Origin of the sequence: Paraburkholderia sp. EG287B (assembly GCF_040965595.1) — a bacterium.
Lineage (GTDB): Bacteria > Pseudomonadota > Gammaproteobacteria > Burkholderiales > Burkholderiaceae > Paraburkholderia.
Map to the genome: position 1 here is coordinate 14821 of NZ_JBFRCG010000035.1, position 20805 is coordinate 35625.

The 20805-nt window shown below is 67.1% G+C and carries 19 protein-coding genes; 15 read left to right on the top strand and 4 right to left on the bottom strand.

Going from position 1 to position 20805, the window contains the following annotated elements:
* Window positions 1-23: 23 nt before the first annotated feature.
* Genes AB4Y40_RS39780 through AB4Y40_RS39790 form a run of 3 tightly spaced genes read left to right on the top strand, consistent with a single transcriptional unit; the run spans window position 24 to window position 2580 of the window.
* The gene (locus AB4Y40_RS39780; RefSeq protein WP_368692521.1) at window positions 24-1328 is read left to right on the top strand and encodes a D-alanyl-D-alanine carboxypeptidase family protein; all 1305 of its coding nucleotides are present in this window, start codon (window positions 24-26) and stop codon (window positions 1326-1328) included.
* Window positions 1325-2290 (top strand): D-amino acid aminotransferase, encoded by a 966-nt coding sequence (locus tag AB4Y40_RS39785; RefSeq protein ID WP_368692522.1) that lies wholly within the window; start codon window positions 1325-1327, stop codon window positions 2288-2290. The genes AB4Y40_RS39780 and AB4Y40_RS39785 overlap by 4 nt, the downstream gene beginning before the upstream one ends.
* Window positions 2287-2580 (top strand): DUF493 family protein, encoded by a 294-nt coding sequence (locus AB4Y40_RS39790; RefSeq protein ID WP_368692523.1) that lies wholly within the window; start codon window positions 2287-2289, stop codon window positions 2578-2580. The genes AB4Y40_RS39785 and AB4Y40_RS39790 overlap by 4 nt, the downstream gene beginning before the upstream one ends.
* Before the next feature lie 76 nt (window positions 2581-2656).
* Here the strand turns inward: AB4Y40_RS39790 and AB4Y40_RS39795 are convergent, their stop codons facing one another.
* On the bottom strand, window positions 2657-3634 hold the full coding sequence (locus AB4Y40_RS39795) for a transcriptional regulator GcvA (protein ID WP_368692524.1): 978 nt from the start codon (window positions 3632-3634) through the stop codon (window positions 2657-2659).
* 101 nt (window positions 3635-3735) lie between these two features.
* Here AB4Y40_RS39795 and AB4Y40_RS39800 point away from each other — a divergent pair, with 101 nt between their 5' ends.
* The 9 genes from AB4Y40_RS39800 (at window position 3736) to AB4Y40_RS39840 (ending at window position 14277) form a co-directional block, all read left to right on the top strand.
* On the top strand, window positions 3736-4062 hold the full coding sequence (locus AB4Y40_RS39800; protein WP_368692525.1) for a DUF2917 domain-containing protein: 327 nt from the start codon (window positions 3736-3738) through the stop codon (window positions 4060-4062).
* Between the two features lie 109 nt (window positions 4063-4171).
* Window positions 4172-5086 carry a lipoyl(octanoyl) transferase LipB gene (gene lipB / locus AB4Y40_RS39805; protein WP_368692526.1) on the top strand — a complete coding sequence of 305 codons (915 nt, stop codon included), beginning with the start codon at window positions 4172-4174 and terminating at the stop codon, window positions 5084-5086.
* 13 nt (window positions 5087-5099) lie between these two features.
* Window positions 5100-6101 carry a lipoyl synthase gene (gene lipA / locus AB4Y40_RS39810; protein ID WP_342949553.1) on the top strand — a complete coding sequence of 334 codons (1002 nt, stop codon included), beginning with the start codon at window positions 5100-5102 and terminating at the stop codon, window positions 6099-6101.
* A gap of 249 nt (window positions 6102-6350) precedes the next feature.
* The gene (gene tauA, locus AB4Y40_RS39815; RefSeq protein ID WP_368692527.1) at window positions 6351-7403 is read left to right on the top strand and encodes a taurine ABC transporter substrate-binding protein; all 1053 of its coding nucleotides are present in this window, start codon (window positions 6351-6353) and stop codon (window positions 7401-7403) included.
* Window positions 7404-7419: 16 nt separating this feature from the next.
* Complete coding sequence (locus tag AB4Y40_RS39820; RefSeq protein ID WP_368692528.1) at window positions 7420-8229, top strand: taurine ABC transporter ATP-binding protein; 810 nt, start codon at window positions 7420-7422, stop codon at window positions 8227-8229.
* Window positions 8226-9107 carry an ABC transporter permease subunit gene (locus AB4Y40_RS39825; protein ID WP_368692529.1) on the top strand — a complete coding sequence of 294 codons (882 nt, stop codon included), beginning with the start codon at window positions 8226-8228 and terminating at the stop codon, window positions 9105-9107. The genes AB4Y40_RS39820 and AB4Y40_RS39825 overlap by 4 nt, the downstream gene beginning before the upstream one ends.
* A gap of 343 nt (window positions 9108-9450) precedes the next feature.
* The gene (locus AB4Y40_RS39830) at window positions 9451-10737 is read left to right on the top strand and encodes a dicarboxylate/amino acid:cation symporter (protein WP_165822738.1); all 1287 of its coding nucleotides are present in this window, start codon (window positions 9451-9453) and stop codon (window positions 10735-10737) included.
* Window positions 10738-10784: 47 nt separating this feature from the next.
* Entirely contained in the window at window positions 10785-12869 is a 2085-nt protein-coding gene (locus AB4Y40_RS39835) for an ATP-binding protein (protein ID WP_368692530.1), read from the top strand.
* Window positions 12870-12927: 58 nt separating this feature from the next.
* Complete coding sequence (locus tag AB4Y40_RS39840) at window positions 12928-14277, top strand: sigma-54-dependent transcriptional regulator (RefSeq protein ID WP_368692531.1); 1350 nt, start codon at window positions 12928-12930, stop codon at window positions 14275-14277.
* Window positions 14278-14348: 71 nt separating this feature from the next.
* On the opposite strand, the gene AB4Y40_RS39845 is transcribed toward AB4Y40_RS39840, so the two are convergent.
* Entirely contained in the window at window positions 14349-14882 is a 534-nt protein-coding gene (locus AB4Y40_RS39845; RefSeq protein ID WP_368692532.1) for a TlpA disulfide reductase family protein, read from the bottom strand.
* A 197-nt stretch (window positions 14883-15079) separates the two neighbouring features.
* Between AB4Y40_RS39845 and AB4Y40_RS39850 the strand changes: the two genes are divergently transcribed.
* A complete protein-coding gene (locus AB4Y40_RS39850) occupies window positions 15080-15628 on the top strand; it encodes a hypothetical protein (protein ID WP_368692533.1) in 549 nt (182 codons plus the stop codon).
* A 420-nt stretch (window positions 15629-16048) separates the two neighbouring features.
* Here the strand turns inward: AB4Y40_RS39850 and AB4Y40_RS39855 are convergent, their stop codons facing one another.
* Both AB4Y40_RS39855 and AB4Y40_RS39860 read right to left on the bottom strand, forming a co-directional pair.
* Window positions 16049-17686 (bottom strand): YifB family Mg chelatase-like AAA ATPase, encoded by a 1638-nt coding sequence (locus tag AB4Y40_RS39855; protein ID WP_368692534.1) that lies wholly within the window; start codon window positions 17684-17686, stop codon window positions 16049-16051.
* Window positions 17687-17897: 211 nt separating this feature from the next.
* On the bottom strand, window positions 17898-18155 hold the full coding sequence (locus AB4Y40_RS39860) for an accessory factor UbiK family protein (RefSeq protein WP_028201802.1): 258 nt from the start codon (window positions 18153-18155) through the stop codon (window positions 17898-17900).
* Window positions 18156-18680: 525 nt separating this feature from the next.
* Here AB4Y40_RS39860 and AB4Y40_RS39865 point away from each other — a divergent pair.
* Together AB4Y40_RS39865 and AB4Y40_RS39870 are read left to right on the top strand one after the other, a co-directional pair.
* Entirely contained in the window at window positions 18681-19019 is a 339-nt protein-coding gene (locus tag AB4Y40_RS39865) for a P-II family nitrogen regulator (RefSeq protein WP_028201804.1), read from the top strand.
* Between the two features lie 40 nt (window positions 19020-19059).
* A complete protein-coding gene (locus AB4Y40_RS39870) occupies window positions 19060-20577 on the top strand; it encodes an ammonium transporter (RefSeq protein WP_368692535.1) in 1518 nt (505 codons plus the stop codon).
* Window positions 20578-20805 lie beyond the last annotated feature (228 nt).

Below are 20805 nucleotides of genomic sequence, written 5' to 3' on the forward strand. Positions count from 1 at the left end.
CCAATTCAGCCCGACCTGAACCTATGCGTTTTCTCTCCTCCGGCCAACCGTCTTCTTTCGTTCCTTCCTCCGTCGTTCGCAATGTCACGCTCGCAGCGCTGCTGCCCGCCACGCTCCTCGTGAGCGCGAGCGCGTTTGCCCGCACGCCCGCACCCGCCGGCGCGAAAGTGCAGGCACAGCCGCAGGCGCAGGTGTCTGCCGGCGCGGCAGCAGACCAGGTGCTTGGCGGCCTGCCGCCGCCCGGGGTGAACGCGCGCTCGTGGGTGCTCGTCGATGCAACGGCGAACCAGGTGCTCGCCTCCGGCAACGCCGATGAGCGCGTCGAGCCCGCATCGCTCACGAAGCTCATGACCGCGTACCTCGTGTTCGAGGCGCTGCAGACGAAGAAGATCTCGATGGACCAGATCATCGAGCCGAGCGAAGCCGTGCGCCGCGTGAAGAACGACGAGTCGCGCATGTTCATCGAAGCGAACAAGCCGGTCTCGGTGCATGACCTCGTGTACGGCATGATCGTGCAGTCGGGCAACGACGCGGCCATCGCGCTCGCCGAGCTCGTGGGCGGCAGCGAGGCGAACTTCACCAACATGATGAACGCCGAGGCGCAAAAGCTCGGCATGACGCACACGCATTTCGCCGACGTGAACGGCATGCCCGACCCGAATCACTACACGACGGCCGGCGACCTCGCCAGGCTCTCCGCGCGCCTGATCCGCGACTATCCCGAGTACTACGAAATCTTCTCGGTCAAGGAATTCAAGTACAACAACATCAAGCAGCCGAACCGCAACCGCCTGCTGTGGATCGACCCGACCGTCGACGGTCTGAAGACCGGCCACACCGAAGCTGCGGGTTACTGCCTGATCGCATCGGCCAAGCGTCCGATCGCGGGCGGCGCCTCCCGCCGTCTCGTTTCGGTGATGATGGGCGAGCCGAAGGAACACGACCGCGTGCAGGACAGCCTGAAGATGCTGAACTACGGCTATAGCGCGTACGACACCACGCGCATCTATCAGGCGAACCAGGCCGTGGCGACGCCGCGCGTCTACAAGGGCACGCTCGACGCCGTGAAGGTCGGCGTGCAGAAGGATCAGTTCGTCACGCTGCCCAAGGGCGCCGCCGACAAGGCCAAGCCGCAGGTCGAACTCAGCGGCCCGCTGATCGCGCCGCTCGCGGTCGGCCAGCAGGTCGGCTCGGCGAAGTTCGTGGGCGCGGACGGCAAGGTGCTCGCGCAGGTTCCGCTCGTCGCGCTCGAAGCCGTGCCGCAGGCCGGTGTCGTGGGCCGCGTGTGGGATTCGCTCATGCTCATGGTCAACAAGAAGAAGTCATGACGTCTGCTTCAGCGACCCAGGCGGGCGAGCCGCTCGTCTGGCTCAACGGCGAGATCACGCCGCTTGCCGAAGCACGCATTCCCGTGCTCGATCGCGGCTTCATCTTCGGCGACGGCATTTACGAAGTCGTGCCCGTCTATGCGCTCGCCGATGATGAAGGCACGCTGCGCGTGCCGTTTCGCATCGCGCAGCATCTGGCGCGTCTGAAGCGCTCGCTCGAGAAGGTCGGCATTGCGAACCCGTTCGACGAAGCGGGCTGGCGCGCACTCGTCGCGCGTCTGATCGAGGCGAACGAAGCGGCGGGCGCGCTCGCGCGCGATGCGCACGCCAACTTCTACGTGCAGGTGACGCGCGGCGTGGCGCCGCGCGGCCACGCCTTCCCGGCGGCGGCCACGCCCACCGTGTTCGCAATGGTCAATCCGCTCAAGCTGCCGGGCGTTGCGCAGCGCGAGCAAGGCGTGCGCTGTGTGACGGCGGAAGACAAGCGCTGGCTGAATTGCGACATCAAGTCGACCTCGCTGCTCGGCAACGTGCTGATGGCGCAGCACGCGGCGGAAAACGACGCGTTCGAAACGATCCAGCTGCGCGACGGCTGGCTCACCGAAGCGTCGTCGTCGAACGTGTGGATCGTGAAGGGCGGCGCGCTCTTTGCGCCGCCGCGCAGCAACCGCATTCTCGAAGGCATTCGCTACGGCCTGATCGAGGAGCTGGCCGGGGAATGCGGCGTGCGCTTCGAAGCGCGCGAGATCGCCGAAGCCGAGCTGCGCGAGGCGGACGAGATACTCGTGACCTCGGCAACCAAGGAAGTGCTGGCGGTCGTCGCGCTCGACGGCAAGCCGGTAGGCGGCGGCAAGCCGGGCCCGGTCTACGCGGCGCTTCACGCGGCGTACCAGCGCGCGAAGCAGCGCGAGGCGCAGGCATGGCGCGCATCAGCCGCCGAGCTACAGGAAGTGGAGAAATGAACGTGACACAACAGGCAAACCACCCCGCAGCGAAAGAATCGCTGATCGAATTCCCCTGCGACTTCCCGATCAAGGTGATGGGCAAGACGCATCCGGAATTCCAGGACACCATCGTGACGGTGCTGCGCGAATTCGACGGCGGCTTCGACGCCACGACCATCGAGACGCGTCCGTCGAGCGGCGGCAACTACACGGGCCTCACCGTGACGGTGCGCGCCACGAGCCAGGCGCATCTCGACGACATCTATCGGGCCCTCACCGGGCATCCGATGGTGAAGATCGTGCTGTAAGCGGGCAGAAGGCGTTCGCATGAAAAGGGCCGCAACGTGCGGCCCTTTTTGCATCCGGCGCCCACCCAGTGGGTCGTCAGGGCATGTCGCCCACGCGCGCGCGTTGCGCCGCCGCGGCCGCCGTCATCAGCGGACCGGCTTCGCACGCGTCCTCGTAGAGCCGCCGAAAGCGCGCGACCTCGTCGAACACCCAGTCGCGAAACGCCTGCACGCGCTCGGTCTGCATGCGTTGCGGCGGGCAGATGAAGTAGTAGCGCCACGGGCTCGGACCGTCGATGTCCTTGAAAAGGCGCACGAGGCGCCCGAGCGTGATCTCGTGCATGGCGAGCGAGCGGCGCACGAGCGCGATGCCCTGGCCGTCCATGGCCGCCTGAAGCAGGTTCGACGAATCCTGGTAGAGCACGCCGCGCTTCGGTTCCGGCAGGTCCTGGAGGCCCGCGGCGTCGAACCACGGCCGCCAGAGTTCGTCGTCCGAGCGCAGCAGCGGCAGCTTCGCGAGTTCGCACGGGTCGGTGGGCAGCTTGCCGCCGTTGAAATCGGGTGAGCAGGCGGGAAAGAAGATCTCGTCGAGCAGCAGCTCGGCGTGCAGTCCCGGATAGTGTCCGTAGCCGAAGCGGATGGCGACATCGACGTCGTCGCGCGCGAAGTCGGTGAGCGAATTCGTCGATTGCAGTTCGACGTCCCACTGCGGATGCGCCTCGATGAAGCGGCCGATGCGCGGCGTGACCCAGCGCGCCGCGAACGACGACAGCATCGAGACCACGAGCCGCCGGTCGCGGTCGCCGGCGCGGATCTCCTGGGTGGCGTGCGCGAGCTGGCTGAGCGCGTCGCGCACCTGGCCGGCGTAGCGGCGGCCGGTGTCGGTCACGCGCACGCGTTTGCCGTCGCGGGCGAAGAGCGCCACGCCGAGTTCCGCTTCGAGCGCGCGGATCTGGTGGCTCACGGCGCCGTGCGTGACGAAGAGTTCGTCGGCGGCGCGCGAGAAGCTCTCGTGGCGGGCGGCGGCTTCGAAGGCCTTGAGCGCATTCAGCGCGGGTAGCTGACGCAGATCCATATCGTATTTTTTCTCACATAGCCGTGAAAATTGATCGTTTTGCTCGATCCCTTATGGTGTCTACGATTGTAGCTATCGGAGCAGGTCATTCGGAGTCGGAAATGAGAGAAATTTCTTCGGATATCACGTTTGAAGTGGCGGCCGACCAAACGGCCTCGGTGCGCGTCACGCGCAGCACGCGGCTGACCGTCAAGTGCGGCACCGTCTGGGTCACGCGCAGCGACGACACCGCCGACTACTGGCTCGAGCCCGGCCACACGCTGCGGCTGCGGCGCGGCGAGCGCCTGTGGATCGGCGCGGAAGGCGGCGCGGCTGCGTGGGTGGGCTTCGCGGCGCCGGCGCGCCTCGGTGAGCGCGTGGTCGATCTGGCCGCGCGCGCCGCACAACGCGCAGGCGTTCACATCGGCGACGGCTGGCGCACGGTTTGACCTGACGGCTAGCAAGTCAAAGGCGGCGGCGAAGGGAGCCCACCCATCGCCGCCGTTATCCGCAGCATGCCCGGCGCGCTCGTCCCGAATTCGGTAAACTCCCGAAATCATGTGCGCCACCCCGGTTTCACCCTCGCAAATTCCTTCCGACCCCGGCGCGGCCGCGGTCGCGTCTCAAACGGCAAGTTCGCCCATCGTCGTGCGCTGGCGCGGCAACGAGGCTTATCAAGCAAGCTTCGACGCCATGCGCGAGTTCACGGCCGCCCGTGACGCCAGTACGCCCGACGAAATCTGGCTCGTCGAGCATCCGCCCGTGTTCACGCTCGGCCAGGCCGGCAAGCCCGAGCACCTGCTCGTGGCGAACAGCGGCATCCCGCTCGTACAGATCGATCGCGGCGGGCAGATCACGTATCACGGGCCGGGCCAGGTGGTGGCCTACCTGCTGCTCGACCTGCGGCGCCGCAAGCTGATGGTGCGCGAGCTCGTCACCCTCATCGAGGACGCCGTGATCGAAACACTGGCGGCGTATAATCTCGCGGGCGAGCGCAAGGCCGGCGCGCCCGGCATTTACGTGCCAGAAGGCGCCAGCGGCGCGAGCGCTTTGCATGTGGGCGCCAAGGTCGCCGCGCTCGGCTTGAAGATCCGCAACGGCTGCAGCTATCACGGCGTGAGCCTGAACGTGTCGATGGATCTGAGCCCATTTCTCGCGATCAATCCGTGTGGATACGCAGGTCTCGAAACCGTCGACATGGCGACGCTTGGCGTTCAGGCGAACTGGCGCGACGTAGCCGGCACGCTGGCGGCGCAGCTCGAGGCGCATCTCACGGCTCACGCAGCAATACTTCCGACGGTAGCCGAAGCGGCTGCCACAGACCCTTCAGCCGAAGCGGCCGGGATGAACCCGGCCGCAGAGGCGGCTGAAAAGGATGCGGCCGCTTACGCGGCCGCGATGGACCCGGCCGAAGCGGCCATATCAGGCGGGCAACCGCCGCAACCGCAGGCTGACGTCGCACCGGCGGCCTGACTGGATCGAAAGCATGACTGACGTAACCGCGAACCCCGCCGCAAACTCCGCTGGCACGAGCGCCGACGCCGTTGCCTACGACGCCACCGCAAAACAGAAGGCGCAGGCCAAGACCTCGCGCATTCCGATCAAGGTCATTCCCATCGAGAAGCTCAAGAAGCCCGAGTGGATCCGCGTGAAGGCGGCCACGGGCAACTCGCGCTTCTACGAAATCAAGAACATCCTGCGCGAGCACAACCTGCACACGGTGTGCGAGGAAGCGAGCTGCCCGAACATCGGCGAATGCTTCGGCAAGGGCACCGCGACGTTCATGATCATGGGCGACAAGTGCACGCGCCGCTGCCCGTTCTGCGACGTGGGCCACGGCCGCCCCGATCCGCTCGATCCGGACGAACCGGCCAACCTCGCGCGCACCATCGGCGCGCTCAAACTTAAGTACGTCGTGATCACAAGCGTGGACCGCGACGACCTGCGTGACGGCGGCGCCGGCCACTTCGTGGAGTGCATCCGCCAGGTGCGCGAGCAGTCGCCCGAAACGCGCATCGAGATTCTCACGCCGGACTTCCGAGGCCGTCTGGATCGCGCGCTGCAGATCCTCAACGCCGCGCCGCCGGACGTGATGAACCACAATCTCGAAACGGTGCCGCGCCTCTACAAGGAAGCGCGCCCGGGTTCGGACTACGCGCACTCGCTCAAGCTGCTGAAGGACTTCAAGGCGCTGCATCCCGAAGTCGCGACGAAGTCGGGCCTGATGGTGGGCCTCGGCGAAACCGAAGAGGAAATTCTTCAGGTGATGCGCGACCTGCGCGCGCACGATGTCGACATGCTGACGATCGGCCAGTATCTTCAGCCTTCGGAGCACCACCTGCCGGTGCGTTCGTACGTGCATCCCGACACCTTCAAGATGTACGAGGAAGAGGCGTACAAGATGGGCTTCACGCACGCGGCCGTTGGCGCGATGGTGCGTTCGAGCTATCACGCCGATCTGCAGGCGCATGGGGCAGGGGTGGTTTAAACATCCCCCGCTTTCTCGCAAGCACGCAATCGAAAAGCCCGCTGAAAAGCGGGCTTTTTGCTTTTTTGCATCGCGCTGCGCTCGAACAGCGCGACACACCCATCGATTCCAGCGCCATCCATCTCAACGCGAAAAGCAATGCTCCAGCAGCGCCATTAGCTAACGCGGATAAGTTAGAACCGCCCGCCGCCAGACTCCCTATAGTCGGAACCTTCATTCACTCGAACGTCGTTCCGCCGGAGTCTCTCGATGAACCCTCGCGCTCTCCCTGCATTCGCACGCCGCCCGCACATCGCCGCCGTCGCATTCGCCGCGGCCTGCCTCGCCAGCGCGTTCGGCGCGCCGCGCGCGCACGCCGAAACGCGCGAGGTCGTGATCGCGTATCAGGACATGGTGGTGCCGTGGCGCTACGCGCAGGCAACGGGCGAAGTCGAGAAGGAAACGGGCTACAAGGTCACCTACCGCAAGCTCGCGAGCGGCGCCGACGTGATCCGCGCGCTCGCCTCGGGCTCGGTGCAGCTCGGCGAGGCCGGTTCGAGCCCGATCGCGGCCGGCCTCTCGCAGGGCGTGGATCTCTCGCTCTTCTGGATTCTCGACAACATCAACGACGCCGAAGCGCTCGTCGCGCGCGACGGTTCGGGCGTGACCAGCATCGCGGGCCTGAAGGGCAAGACGATCGGCGTGCCGTATGTCTCGACCTCGCACTTTCACGCGCTCGTCGCGCTGCAGAACGCGGGCGTGAATCCCGCCGACGTGAAGATCGTCAACCTGCGTCCGCCCGAGGTCGCGGCCGCCTGGCAGCGCGGCAACATCGACGCGACTTACATCTGGGACCCCGTGCTCGCGCAGGTGAAGAAGAACGGCAAGGTGCTGATTACGTCGGGCCAGGTGGCGAAGGCCACGGGCAAGGCGACCTTCGACGGCTTCGTGGTCGACCGCAAGTTCGCGAAGGACAACGGCGATTTCGTCGCGAAATTCGTGAAGGTGCTGGCCGCCGCCGACGCCGACTACAGCGCGCATCGCCCAGCATGGAACGCGGCCTCGCCGCAGGTGCTGGCGGTGGCGAAGGAGTCGGGCGCGAATGCCGCCGAAGTGCCCGCGAGCCTCGCGCTCTACGCGTTCCCCACGCCCGCCGAGCAGGCCTCGAAGGTTTGGCTGGGCGGTGGCGCGCAGTCGGGGGCGGCGCAGTCGCTGCTCGCCACGGCCGCCTTCCTCAAGGAGCAGGGCACGATCCAGAACGTGCTGCCCGACTACTCGGTAGGCGTCGATCCGCAGTACGTGCAGCGCGCCGCTGCGCATTGAACGCAAGGAGCTACGCATGAGCGCGCTCGCGATCCGTGATCTCACCGTCATCTACGAAGGCGCGCGGCGTGACGCGGCGCCGAACGTCGCGCTCGCCAACGTGAACCTCGAAGTCGCGAGCGGCGAGTTCGTCGTGGCGCTCGGCGCTTCGGGCTGTGGCAAGACCACGCTGCTCAACTGCATCGCGGGCTTCATCGAGCCGGCGCTTGGCGAGGTGCGCGTGAACGGTGCGCGCGTGGAGGGGCCGGGCGCGGAGCGCGGCGTGGTATTCCAGAAGCACGCGCTCCTGCCGTGGCTCGACGTGCTGGATAACGTCGCGCTCGGCTTGCGCTTTCGGCGCGTGCCGAAGGCGCAGCGCGAGCGCATCGCGCGCGAGAATCTCGCGCTCGTGGGCCTGGAGCGCCAGGCGCGCGAACGCGTGTATGCGCTCTCGGGCGGCATGCAGCAGCGCGTGGGCATTGCGCGCGCGCTCGCGAGCGATCCGCAGATCCTGCTGATGGACGAGCCGATGGGCGCCCTCGACGCCCTGACGCGCGAGCAGGTCCAGACGCTCGTGCTCGACATCTGGGCGCGCACGCAGAAGACGGTGTTCTTCATCACGCACAGCGTGGAGGAGGCGCTCTTTCTGGCGACGCGCATCGTCGTCATGACGCCGGGGCCGGGCCGCATCGAGCGCGAGTACGAGGTGCCGTTCGCGCGCCAGTATCTCGCCACGCGTGACGCGCGCGCCGTGAAGTCGTCGCCGGAATTCATCGCGTGGCGCGAGCGGCTGGTGGATTTGCTGCACGCGGACGCCGGCTCGCACGCACCCGAGGAGCCGGTATGAGCGTGCCGCACGAATCGTTGAGAGAGGTCGCGCTGAAGGCACGCCGCGTCGATGCACCCGCCGCGCGCGAGGCGCAACCGGCGCGCTCGAAAGTCTGGCGCATGCCCGGCGAGGGCCCCACCGCTGCGCTGAGCGCGGCCTCGGTGGCGGCGCTCGCGCTGCTCTGGTGGCTCGCGACGCACCTGCACTGGCTGCCGCCGCTCTTCCTGCCGACGCCCGAAGCCGTCTGGCAAGCCTTCACCGATGCGCTGCACGGCCGCATCCAGGGCGGCCTGCCGCTCTCCGAGCATCTGTTCTGGAGCGCGCTGCGCGTATTCGGCGCGTTCCTGCTGGCGTTGGTGACGGCCGTGCCCGTCGGCATTCTGATGGGCGTGTCGCGCGTCGCGCGCGGCCTGCTCGATCCGCCGCTCGAGTTCTACCGGCCGCTGCCGCCGCTCGCCTATCTGCCGCTCGTGGTGATCTGGTTCGGCATCGACGAGACGGCCAAGATCGTCGTGATCTGGCTCGCCTGTTTCGCGCCCATCGCCATGGCCGCGCGCGCCGGCGCGAAGAGCGCGAGCGTCGAGCAGATCCGCGCGGCGGCGTCGCTGGGCGGCGGCCTCGCGCAGATCGTGCGCTTCGTCGTGCTGCCGGCCGCATTGCCGGAGATCCTCACGGGCCTGCGCATCGCCATCGGCTTCGGCTGGACCACGCTCGTGGCCGCCGAGATGGTCGCCGCCACGGCGGGCTTGGGCCAGATGGTGCTCAACGCGTCGAGCTTCCTGCGCACCGACGTCGTGGTGATGGGCATCGTGCTGATCGGGCTGATTGCCTGGGGCTTTGATCTGGGCATGCGTGCGCTCGAGAAGCGGCTCGTGCCGTGGAAGGGACGCGGCTAAGGCGGCTGCCGTCTTTCTGGAAATCCAAACACCCAAAGGGCGCGATTCTGGAAAACCAGATTCGCGCCTTTGTTCGCTGGATAAAAGTCCTTATAAATCAATGCTGTGAGCGATTGCGCTAGCTGGCATTCTCCTTGCAATTAAGAACGCGCGGCCACCCCGGCCGCGACAAAAAAACAGCAGCTATGCATGGGGCCGGAGTAAGCGCTAAAGCGCTAACACCGGTCGCAAGGAGACAGCCGATGTCCGATCCCATCTTCCGGTTTCGCTGATCCCCAGTTTCGACCTGTCGCGGCCCGAACTCGCTTCGTTCGGCCATTGGCTTAACTCATTTGCAGGAACCATCGTGAAGAAACCTCTCCACAAAGTCCTCTATTTCCAGGTGATCGTGGCGATCGTCATCGGCGTGATTCTCGGCCACTACTGGCCTGCGATCGGCATCGACATGAAGCCGTTCGGCGACGCCTTCATCAAGCTCATCAAGATGGTGATCGGGCCGATCATCTTCTGTACCGTCGTGACCGGCATCGCCGGCATGGAGGACATGAAGAAGGTGGGCCGCGTGGGCGGCAAGGCGCTGCTCTACTTCGAAATCGTCTCGACCTTCGCGCTCGTGCTCGGCCTGATCGCCACGCACGTGCTGAAGCCGGGTGCGGGCTTCAACGTCGACGTCCATTCGCTCGACGCCAAGGCCGTGGCCAGCTTCGCCGAAAAGGCCCATGGCCAGAGCAGCGTCGACTTCCTGATGCACATCATTCCGGACACGATCACCTCGGCGTTCGCGCAGGGCGAAATCCTCCAGATCCTGCTCATCGCGCTGCTGTTCGGCGCCGTGCTCACGCAACTGGGCGAGCGCGGCCGCGTGGTGACCGAGTTCATCGACAGCATCTCGGGCGTGCTGTTCGGCGTCGTGAAGATCGTCACGAAGCTCGCACCGATCGGCGCGTTCGGCGCGATGGCGTTCACCATCGGCAAGTACGGCGTGGGCTCGCTGATCCCGATGCTCAAGCTCATCGGCACGTTCTACCTCACGTCGATCGTGTTCGTGCTCGTCGTGCTCGGCGCGATCGCGCGCTTCACGGGCTTCTCGATCATCCGCTTCGTTTCCTACATCAAGGAAGAGCTGCTGATCGTGCTCGGCACGAGCTCGTCGGAATCGGCGCTGCCACAACTGATGCAGAAGCTCGAGCGCCTTGGCTGCTCGCGCTCGGTCGTCGGCCTCGTGGTGCCGACCGGCTACTCGTTCAACCTCGACGGCACCAACATCTACATGACGATGGCGGTGCTCTTCATCGCCCAGGCGACCAACACCGACCTCACGTGGACACAGCAGCTCACGCTGCTCGCGGTGACGATGCTCACCTCGAAGGGCGCGAGCGGCGTGACCGGCGCGGGCTTCATCACGCTGGCGGCCACGCTCGCCGTGGTGCCGACCATTCCGCTCTCGGGCATGGTGCTGATCCTCGGCATCGACCGCTTCATGAGCGAGTGCCGTGCGCTGACCAACATCGTCGGCAACGGCGTGGCGACGGTCGTGGTCTCGGCATGGGAAAAGGAGCTCGACCGCAACAAGCTGCGCGCCGTGCTCTCCGGCGAAGTCGAAGAAATGAAGGAAAGCGCAGGCGCATAAGCCGCGCTGGGCGGGCGCGCGCAAGCCGCAAGGCGCGCCGCCCGCCGATGTCTGTTCTCTCGATGTTTCGCGGCGATGGCCGCTGGGCGGCGCAAGCGTTTCCCCTGCGCGAGCGCCGTCCGTTTTTGTTTTCCCGTCTGACCTGGCGGCAGTCTGGCCGGGTGGGCCCGAAGCGCGCTGTCCGACCCGGACGCCCCGGCGCGGCCGTGTGCCACAATCTCCCTCATCCCCTCGACCGTCTGGAAGCCGCTCACGTGACGCGCCGCCTCATCATCCTCTTCGCGCTCGCAGCCGGCCTCGTCGCGGTCTGCGCGCTGACGTGGGCGCTCACGTGGCAGGCCGGCATCGACGCGCTGCGCCGCAACGCCGCCGTGCGCGGCGACCGCACCGCGGCTTCGCTCAAGAGCACGCTGGAGCGCTACGATTCACTTCCGTATATCGTCGGCGAGCATCCGCTCGTGCAGGACGTGCTGGTCGAACAGCGACCCGAGTGGGTGGCCGCCGCCAACCGCTATCTCGAAGACGTGAACCGCCACGCGCGCGCCACGACGACCTACATCATCCGCGCCGACGGCATGAGCATCGCGGCCAGCAACTGGCGCGACCCCGATAGCTTCGTGGGCGCGGATTACCGCTTCCGGCCGTATTTCATCGACGCGATGAACGGCCGCGTGGGGCGCTTCTTCGGCATCGGCACGATCTCGCACGATCCGGGCTACTACGTGTCGCAGCCCGTGCGGCGCGACGGCAAGATCGTCGGCGTGGCCGTGGTGAAGCTCAATCTCGAATGGTTTCCGGGCACCGATGCCTCGGAGCCGCTGCTCGTCACCGACGACCACGGCGTGATCTTTCTCTCCTCGGTGCCCGCGTGGAAGTACCGCACGGTGCGCCCGCTGGCGCCGGCCGTGGTGGCCTCGATCGACGCCACGCGCCAGTATGCGAGCGAGCCGATCGCGCCGCTGCCGACGAGCGTCGAACGCGTGTTGCAGGGCGGCGCCGACATCGTGCGCATGGGCGCGGGCATCCGCGCGCCGCGCTACCTGGAAACGCGCCGCTCGCTCGTCGAGCCCGACTGGCATCTCGTCACCATGTCGTCGATCGACCCTGTGCTCGAAGCCTCGCGCAACGCGACCATCATGACGGGCTTCGGCTACGTTTCGCTGTGCCTGTTCGGCTTCTACTGGCGCATGCGGCGCGCCCGCGTGAGGGAAGTGATGCGCAGCCGCGCGATGCTGCAAAAGGCCTACGCGATGCTCAACGAACGCGTGGCCGAGCGCACCGCCGATCTCTCGCAGGCCAACGAGCGCCTGCAGCGCGAGGTGGCGGAGCGCACGCGCGCCGAGGCGGAACTACGCGCGACCCAGGACGAGTTGATCCAGGCGAGCAAGCTCGCCGCACTCGGCCAGATGGCGGCGGGCATCACGCACGAACTGAACCAGCCGCTCGCGGCGCTGCGCAGCTTCTCGGACAACACGCGCGTGTTTCTGGAGCGCGGCCAGTACGCGGTGGCGACCGAAAACCTCGAGGCGATCGGCTCGCTCACCGAGCGCATGGGCAAGATCGTCAATCAGCTCAAGCTGTTCGTCGGACGTGCGCGGCCCAGGAGCGCGCGCGCGCCGGTCGCCCGCGCGCTGCGCAACTCGCTCGCGCTGCTCGGCAAGCGGCTCGACGGCGTGCGCGTCGATCTCACGTTGACGGAAGACGGCGCGCCGACCGTGCCGCTCGACGTGGACGCCGGGTACCCGGACCTGAGCGCGCAGAGCGACGACCTGCGGCTCGAGCAGGTGCTCATCAACGTGCTCGGCAATGCGCTCGACGCCGTGGCGGGCCTGCCGTCGCCGCGCATCGCGATCGACGTGCAGGCGAGCGCCGCGACGCTCGCCATCGCGGTGAGCGACAATGGGCCGGGCATTCCCGAAGAGGTGCTGCCGCGCCTCTTCGAGCCGTTTTTCACGACGAAGGAAATGGGGCAGGGGCTCGGCCTCGGACTCGCGATCTCCTCGTCGATCGCACGCGACTGCGGCGGCTCGCTCACGGCGAGCAACGTGCCGGAGGGCGGCGCACGCTTCGTGCTGACGTTGCGCCGCGCGCGTGCGGATGCCGCGAGCGCGGCGCGTGCCGCCGGGTTGTGACGCTGGGTTGTGACGCTGGGTTGTGTGGCTGGCTTTTGAATCAGGATGACGAACGAACATGGTGAACACCACGCCCGGCCGGGTGCTCTACGTAGAGGATGACGAACTCGTGCGCCGCGCGGGCGTGCAAAGCCTGCAGCTCGCGGGCTTCGACGCCGCCGGTTTCGCCAACGCGGAAGGCGCGCTGCCGCTCGTCGATGCCGACTTCGCGGGCGTCGTGGTGAGCGACATCCGCCTGCCGGGCATGAGCGGGCTCGATCTGCTCGCGCAGTGCCACGAGCGCGCGCCCGAGGTGCCGATCATCCTCGTGACGGGCCACGGCGATATCTCGATGGCCGTGCAGGCCATGCGCGACGGCGCCTACGACTTCATCGAGAAGCCGTTTGCCTCCGAGCGCCTCATCGAAACGGTGCGGCGCGCGCTGGAGCGGCGCCTGCTCGTGCTCGAAAACCTCGCGCTGCGCCGCGAACTGGCGGGGCATGACACGCTCGCGCCGCGCATCATCGGCAAGAGCCCGGCGATCGAACAGGTGCGCAAGCTGATCGCGAACGTCGCGCCGACGGACGCCTCGGTGATCATCAACGGCGACACCGGCGCGGGCAAAGAGTTGATCGCGCGCAGCCTGCACGAGCTTTCGCCGCGCCACGACAAACCATTCGTCGCCGTGAACTGCGGCGCGCTGCCCGAGCCGATGTTCGAATCGGAGATGTTCGGCTACGAGGCGGGCGCGTTCACGGGCGCAGCCAAGCGCCGGATCGGAAAGCTCGAGCACGCGAGCGGCGGCACGCTCTTTCTCGACGAGATCGAGAGCATGCCGCTCTCGCTACAGGTGAAGCTGCTGCGCGTGCTGCAGGACGGCGTGCTGGAGCGCCTCGGCTCGAACCAGCCGGTGCGCGCCGACTTGCGCGTGGTCGCGGCGGCCAAGGGCGACATGAGCGAGCACGTGGCGGCGGGGACCTTCCGGCGCGACCTGCTGTACCGGCTGAACGTCGTGACGATCGCGCTGCCGCCGCTGGCCGAGCGCCGCGAGGACATCGTGCCGCTCTTCGAACACTTCCTGCTCGACGCGGCGGTGCGCTACCAGCGTCCCGCGCCGCTGCTCACCGAGCGCGACCGCATGCGGCTCGCGCAGCGCGACTGGCCGGGCAACGTGCGCGAGCTGCGCAATGCGGCGGACCGCCGGGTCCTCGGGATTCCCGACGATCTGACGGCCGGCGCGGCGGCCGGCGAGGACGACGCGTTGCCGCTCAAGGAGCGCGTGGAGCAGTACGAGCGCGCGCTGATCGCCGACGCCCTGCAGCAGAGCAACGGTGCGGTCGCCCAGGCCGCCGAGCGGCTGCAGATGGCGAAGGCCACGCTGTACGAGAAGATTCGCCGCTATGGGCTGGTGGCGCGCGGCGAGGCGTAAAGCGGCACAAGGAGGCATAAAAAAAGCAGCGGGATATCCGCTGCTTTTTTATTGGCTACGCGAATCGCGTATCAGGTCGCCAGCGCCTTCTGCAGCAACTGGTCGAGTTCGGCGAACTGCGGCTCGCCCACGTAGCGCTTGAGGATCTTGCCGTCGCGGCCGATCACGAAGGTGGTCGGTGTGAGCTGGACGTTGCCGAACTGCTTTGCCGCCGAACCATCGTCCATTGCCACCTTGAACGGCAGCTGGCGCGTTTGCGCGTAGTTGGCGACGTACATCGGCGCGTCGTAGTTCATCGCCACCGCGACGAACTCGAGGCCTTCGCCCTTGAAGCGGTTATAGGTCTGGACCATCTTCGGCATTTCCGCCATGCAGGTGGTGCAGCTCGTCGCCCAGAAGTTGACGAGATAGACCTTGCCCTTTAGGTCGTGCGTGGAGACCTTCTGGCCGGACAGCAGCGTGAAGGTCGCGTCGGGCACGCGCTGCTGGCTGCCGAAGAACGCGAAGTAGCCGGCCACGGCGATCGCGACGACGACCACCGCCGCGCCAATGCGCATGAGTGCGCCGGAACGCTTGTTCGAGGAATTCGGGGATGCAGCGGTCATGAGCCTTGCCTCGTGCGCCAAAGGACGCGGGTGTTGAGCGCAAATATTGTAGCGCCGAATTTCCCGGCATAGCGGTTGCGAGACAACATCCGGGTATGCGCCGACGGATAATGTCGCGCACCTTTCACTTCCGTGACGAACCTCGCCCCATGGTCCTGGACATCCTTCGCCGTGCCCGACTCCCGTTGAATCTGCCGATGGCCGCCTTCGTTCCGGCCCGCGCGGCGACGCTGGGCATACTTGCCGCCGCGTTCGCGCTGGCCGCCTGCGCGCCCACTTACGACTGGCGCACGATTTCGAACGATGCGAGCGGCTACACGATCGATCTGCCGGCCAAGCCCGACAAGGACGAGCGCAGTATCGACGTGAACGGCACACCGATGCGCATGCGCGTGCAGACGGCCGAAGTCGCCGGCGACGTGTTCGTGGTCGGCGCGCTCGATCTGCCCGACGCGCAGCCCGCGACGCAGCAAAAGGCGCTCGACTTCCTGCGCGCGGGCCTCGCGCGCAACGTGGGCGCGCCGGCCGAGGCACACGCGGTGGCGGTGCCGCTTGCGACGGGCGGCTCGATCGAGGGCGTGGAGATGCGCATGGCCGGCAAGGCGGGCGCCAACGGCGAAGCGCGCACGATCCACGCGCGGCTCGTCGCCAAGGGCGCGCGGGCCTACCAGGTGGCGATCGTCGGGCGCAGCGAGCCGCCGGTCGAGCAGATCGACCAGTTCTTCGGATCTTTCAAGCTGTACTGAGTTTTGGGACTCCGCAGTACGCCTCGCGCCGCCATGTTTCACTCACGCAGCGGCGGGCGTTTGCGCGACGAAGTGAAGGTTGCGCTGCAGGTAAACACGCTAATTATCGGATTTGATTGAGGGTTTACTGGTTACCCACAGGAGCTGTGGGTAACTTTGTGGAAAACAGCGCCACGTTGGCCGGAACAGGCCGTCCTGTGGGCTTTCTGTTAGTTTTGGCCGCTTTTCTGCAAATCTAGAAAAGTAGAAGAATCAAAGGGTTACCGAAGTGGCCCCGGCGTAATGCGAACCATGCACAGAACCGGGGTCAACACGACGAAATGTGCATAAGTCAAGTCTTGACTTCGACTTATTGGCGCTATTCACATTCCCCGCAGCGCAAAGCGGCGGCGTTTTCCGGCGAAATGGCGCTGTGCATGGCTATCGCTCGGCAAACACACGCCGGTACTGCACGGCCTCCGCCACGTGCGTGGCTTCGGGCATCGCGGCGCCCGCGAGATCGGCGATCGTGCGCGCGACCTTGAGCACCCGGTAGTGCGCGCGCGCCGACCAGCCGAAGCGCTCGCCCGCTTCGCGCAGCAGCGCTTCTCCGGCGGCGTCCGGCTGGCAGACTGCATCGGTTTCGCGGCCGGTCAATGCGCGATTGGTTTTACCCTGGCGCGCCAGCTGGCGTTCGCGCGCCGCCTGCACGCGCGCGGCGATCGCGGCGCTCGGTTCGGCGTTCGCGCTCGCGCGGGCGGCCAGTTCGGCGGGCGGCAGCGCCGGAATCTCGATTTGGATGTCGATGCGGTCCAGCAGCGGCCCCGACAGCTTGCGCAAATAGCGCGCGGCGCTTTCGGGCGTGCAGCGGCAGCGCCCGGCGGGGTCGCCGCGCCAGCCGCACGGGCAGGGATTCATCGCGGCGACGAGCTGACACGCGGCCGGAAAGTCGGTCTGCCAGGCGGCGCGCGAAATCGTGATCGCGCCCACCTCGAGTGGTTCGCGCAGGGTCTCGAGCACGTGGCGATCGAACTCGGGGAGCTCATCCAGAAATAGCACCCCTAAATGGGCGAGCGTGATCTCGCCCGGCTGCGGCGGATTGCGCCCGCCGATCAGCGCGGCCGCACTCGACGAATGATGCGGCGCGCGAAACGGCCGCTTGCGCCACTGCTGCGGCGTGAAGCCGACTGCGCTGGCGGAGAGCAGGGCGGCGGAGGCGAGCGCCTCGTCGTCCGTCATCGGCGGCAGGAGCCCGGGCAGGCGCGCGGCGAGCATCGACTTGCCGGCGCCCGGCGGCCCCACCATCAGCAGATGGTGGCCGCCGGCCGCCGCGACTTCGAGCGCGCGGCGCGCGCCGCGCTGGCCGACCACGTCGGCCATGTCGGGTGGCGCGGCGGCCGGTGCGGCGTCGAGGGCGCTCGCGCGCACGGGGGCGAGGCGCGCTTCGGGATCGGCGCCCGCAAGGTGGGCACACAGGGAGCGCAGATCTGCCGCGCCGTACACCGCGACATCGGGCACGAGCGCCGCTTCGGCGGCGTTCTGCGCAGGGAGATAAAGCTCGGGCATGCGCGAGCGCGTGGCTTCGCCGGTCTCAGCATCAGGAATCCGAAGGATGTCGCTCGCGACAATGGTCTGAAGGCTGGAGGCTGCCGCTTCGTCGACACGCGCTACGCGCTCCCTATGCGCGCGTGCCGTGCCACATGCCATGGCGAACGCGCCGCGCATGGGCCGCACGGCGCCGGTGAGCGAAAGCTCGCCCGCGAACTCCCGGTGCGCGAGCGCCGCAACCGGAAGCTGCCCGCTCGCCGCGAGAATGCCGAGCGCGATCGGCAGATCGAAGCGGCCGGATTCCTTGGGCAGATCGGCGGGCGCGAGATTGACGGTGATGCGCCTCACCGGGAAATCGAAGCCGCAGTTCGAGAGCGCGGCGCGCACGCGCTCGCGGCTTTCGCGCACTTCGAGGTCGGGCAGCCCGACGATGGAAAACGACGGCAGCCCGTTGGCGAGATGAACTTCGACAGTGACTTCGGGCGCGCGGCCAGCAGCCGGCGCGCGGCTGCGCACCACGGCAAGCGACATGGGATTCTCCGGAAGGCTCGCGTGCGGGGAGTGGCGCGCGTGGTACGAAGCTTTGGTCCGGGCTTCGTACATGTTTCGCGCGCCGTGCATGCGCCAGGCTGGTGAGGCGTCTGCCCCTTTACGGTTCCATTGCGATCACGCTACGGATCGCTTGCGGCGGTGCGGCATGGCGGCTGCACTCGATTGCGCACAGGAGTGCGCAAGGAATTGATCAGGAGGACTGGCTGGTCACCGGCAGCTTCTGCTCGAGCTCGGCGACGCGGCGCTCGAGTTCTTCGAGACGCTGGCGCGTGCGCACGAGCACCTGCGTTTGCGCATCGAATTCCTCGCGCGTGACGAGGTCCAGCTTCGAAAAGCCTTGCGACAACATTGCGCGAACATTGCGTTCGACATCGCGCGCCGGCGAGTTCTTGAGCAGATCGCTCACGCGCGACTGCAGATCATTGAATACGTCGTTAGGTTGCTTCATTCGATTCCCCTTCGCTGCACAAAAAATGTGCAAGTTTTGTTTCGCCTGTGCCCCGCGACGGACAGTGATCGATCTTGGTGCGAACTCGCAGGGCCACGGCCAGGTGTGCGCGCAAGTGGTGCGCACTGCAGGCCCGTGTGCTTCGCGCTGTGGCGCGGCGGCCATTTCCAGCCGCCATGCGGCGCCCAGCGCGGCAGCGATGCCTGAGAACACTGTAGCAACGTTCCCCCCGCCACGCCACCGCGCGCGCCACGCTGGCCGTTCGGCCAGGGCCTTGCACGCCGCGCGCCTCAAGGCGCGGACCGCATTGTCCACGGCTTTGAGCGCGCTTGCATCGAAGTCCATCACACCGCCTTTACGCACGGGCTGCAGCAAATTGGCACGGGTGTTGCTAATACTGCCCCGCGCACCGAACGACGGTTGGCTCACGGTGTGCCAGCGACGCGGCGAAGCATCACGCGCCGTTCGCCGGGCGCCCGTTGCAGAAGCAGACAAAGGAATGAAGCAAACCACAGCGAGGACTACATGAAACTCATTACAGCAATCATCAAGCCGTTCAAGCTCGATGAGGCGCGCGAAGCCCTTTCGGCGATCGGCGTTTCGGGGATCACGGTGACGGAGGTGAAAGGCTTCGGTCGCCAGAAGGGGCACACCGAGCTGTACCGCGGCGCGGAGTACGTCGTCGACTTCCTGCCGAAGGTGAAGATCGAAGCCGCCGTGGCCGACGACATCGTCGAGCAGGCCATCGAGGCGGTCGAACGCGCGGCCCGCACGGGCAAGATCGGCGACGGCAAGATTTTCGTCACCCCGATCGAACAAGTGATCCGCATCCGCACCGGCGAGACCGGCGCCGACGCGCTGTAAAGCCTAAAGAGACCGAGACAAGAGGAAAGAGGAAACCGAGATGCGCAAACTTTTGATGTCCCTGATGATGGCCGGCTCGCTGCTGGCCGGCGGCGTCGGCGCCGCGCTGGCGGACGACGCATCCGCGCCCGCCGCGGCCTCCGCGCCGGCCACCACCGCGTCGGCGCCCGATGCGTCCGCAGCCGCTCCGGCTTCGGCGCCCGCAGCCGACGCGGCTTCGGCCCCGGCAGCAGCAGCCAGCGCACCGGCCGCCGCCGCAAGCGCCCCGGCCGACGCATCGGCTGCCGCAGCCGCCGCGGCGCCCGCCGCACCGACCGCGCCGTTCTCGGTCGATTCGTCGAAGATCAACTCCGGCGACACCGCGTGGATGCTGACCTCCACCGCGCTCGTGCTGTTCATGACGATCCCGGGCCTCGCGCTCTTCTACGGCGGCATGGTCCGCAAGAAGAACGTGCTCTCGACGCTCATGCAGAGCTTCGCGATCACCTGCGTGGTCACGGTGATCTGGACGGTGGTCGGCTACTCGATCGCGTTCACGCCGGGCGGCTCGTTCATCGGCGGCTTCTCGCGCATCTTCCTTGAGGGCATGAACTACATCAAGGGCGACAAGGCGACGACGCTCACCGTGAGCCACCTCGCGCCGACCATCCCGGAGACCGTGTACTTCGTCTACCAGATGACGTTCGCGATCATCACGCCGGCGCTCATCACCGGTGCGTTTGCCGACCGCATGAAGTTCTCGGCGATGCTCGTGTTCATGTCGCTGTGGTCGATCATCGTCTACTCGCCGATCGCGCACATGGTGTGGGAGCCGACCGGCTGGCTCGCCAGCGCCGGCATCCTCGACTTCGCGGGCGGCACGGTCGTGCACATCAACGCCGGTGTCGCGGGCCTCGTGTGCTGTATCGTCCTCGGCAAGCGTGTGGGTTACGGCCGCGAAGTGATGGCGCCGCACAACCTCGTGCTCACGCTGATGGGCGCGGCGATGCTGTGGGTGGGCTGGTTCGGCTTCAACGCAGGTTCGGCAGTGGCGGCCGACGGCCGTGCGGGCTTCGCGATGCTCACGACGCAAGTCGCTACCGCCTGCGCCGCACTCGGCTGGATGTTCGCGGAGTGGATCGCCAAGGGCAAGCCGTCGGTGCTCGGCATCGCCTCGGGCGCCGTGGCGGGTCTCGTGGCCGTGACGCCGGCATCGGGCTTCGTCGGCGTGCTGGGCGCGATCGTGATCGGCGTGGTGGCCGGCGTGGTCTGCTTCTGGTCGGCGACGTGGCTCAAGCACAAGTTCAACTATGACGACTCGCTCGACGCGTTCGGCGTGCACGGCATCGGCGGCATCATCGGCGCGCTGCTGACCGGCGTGTTCGCGGTGAAGGACATCGGCGGCGCGGATGGCAGCCTCATCCTGCAAGCCAAGGGCGTGCTCACGACCCTCATCTACAGCGGCGTGGTGAGCTTCGTCCTGCTGAAGGTGATCGACATGGTGATGGGCCTGCGCGTTTCGGAAGAAGAAGAGCGCGAAGGTCTCGACGTGGTTCTGCATGGCGAGCGCGTGGAATAAGCGCGCCGCGTTCGATGGTTTGATCTAGCAGGGCAGCAAGCAGCGACCTGGGCCCGCCGTTCGGCGGGCCCTTTTCTTTTGCGCGCCCGGGCGGCGGGTGTGGGCCTTGCTCTCGCGCCAGGGAGCGGGCCAGGGCGGAATAAGCACCTCGCTGGCGCGTTCGCATAGTGCCCCTTCAGTGCGTGGGCCCAATTGCGCCCGGCGCCGCGGGCGGTCCAGAATGGATAT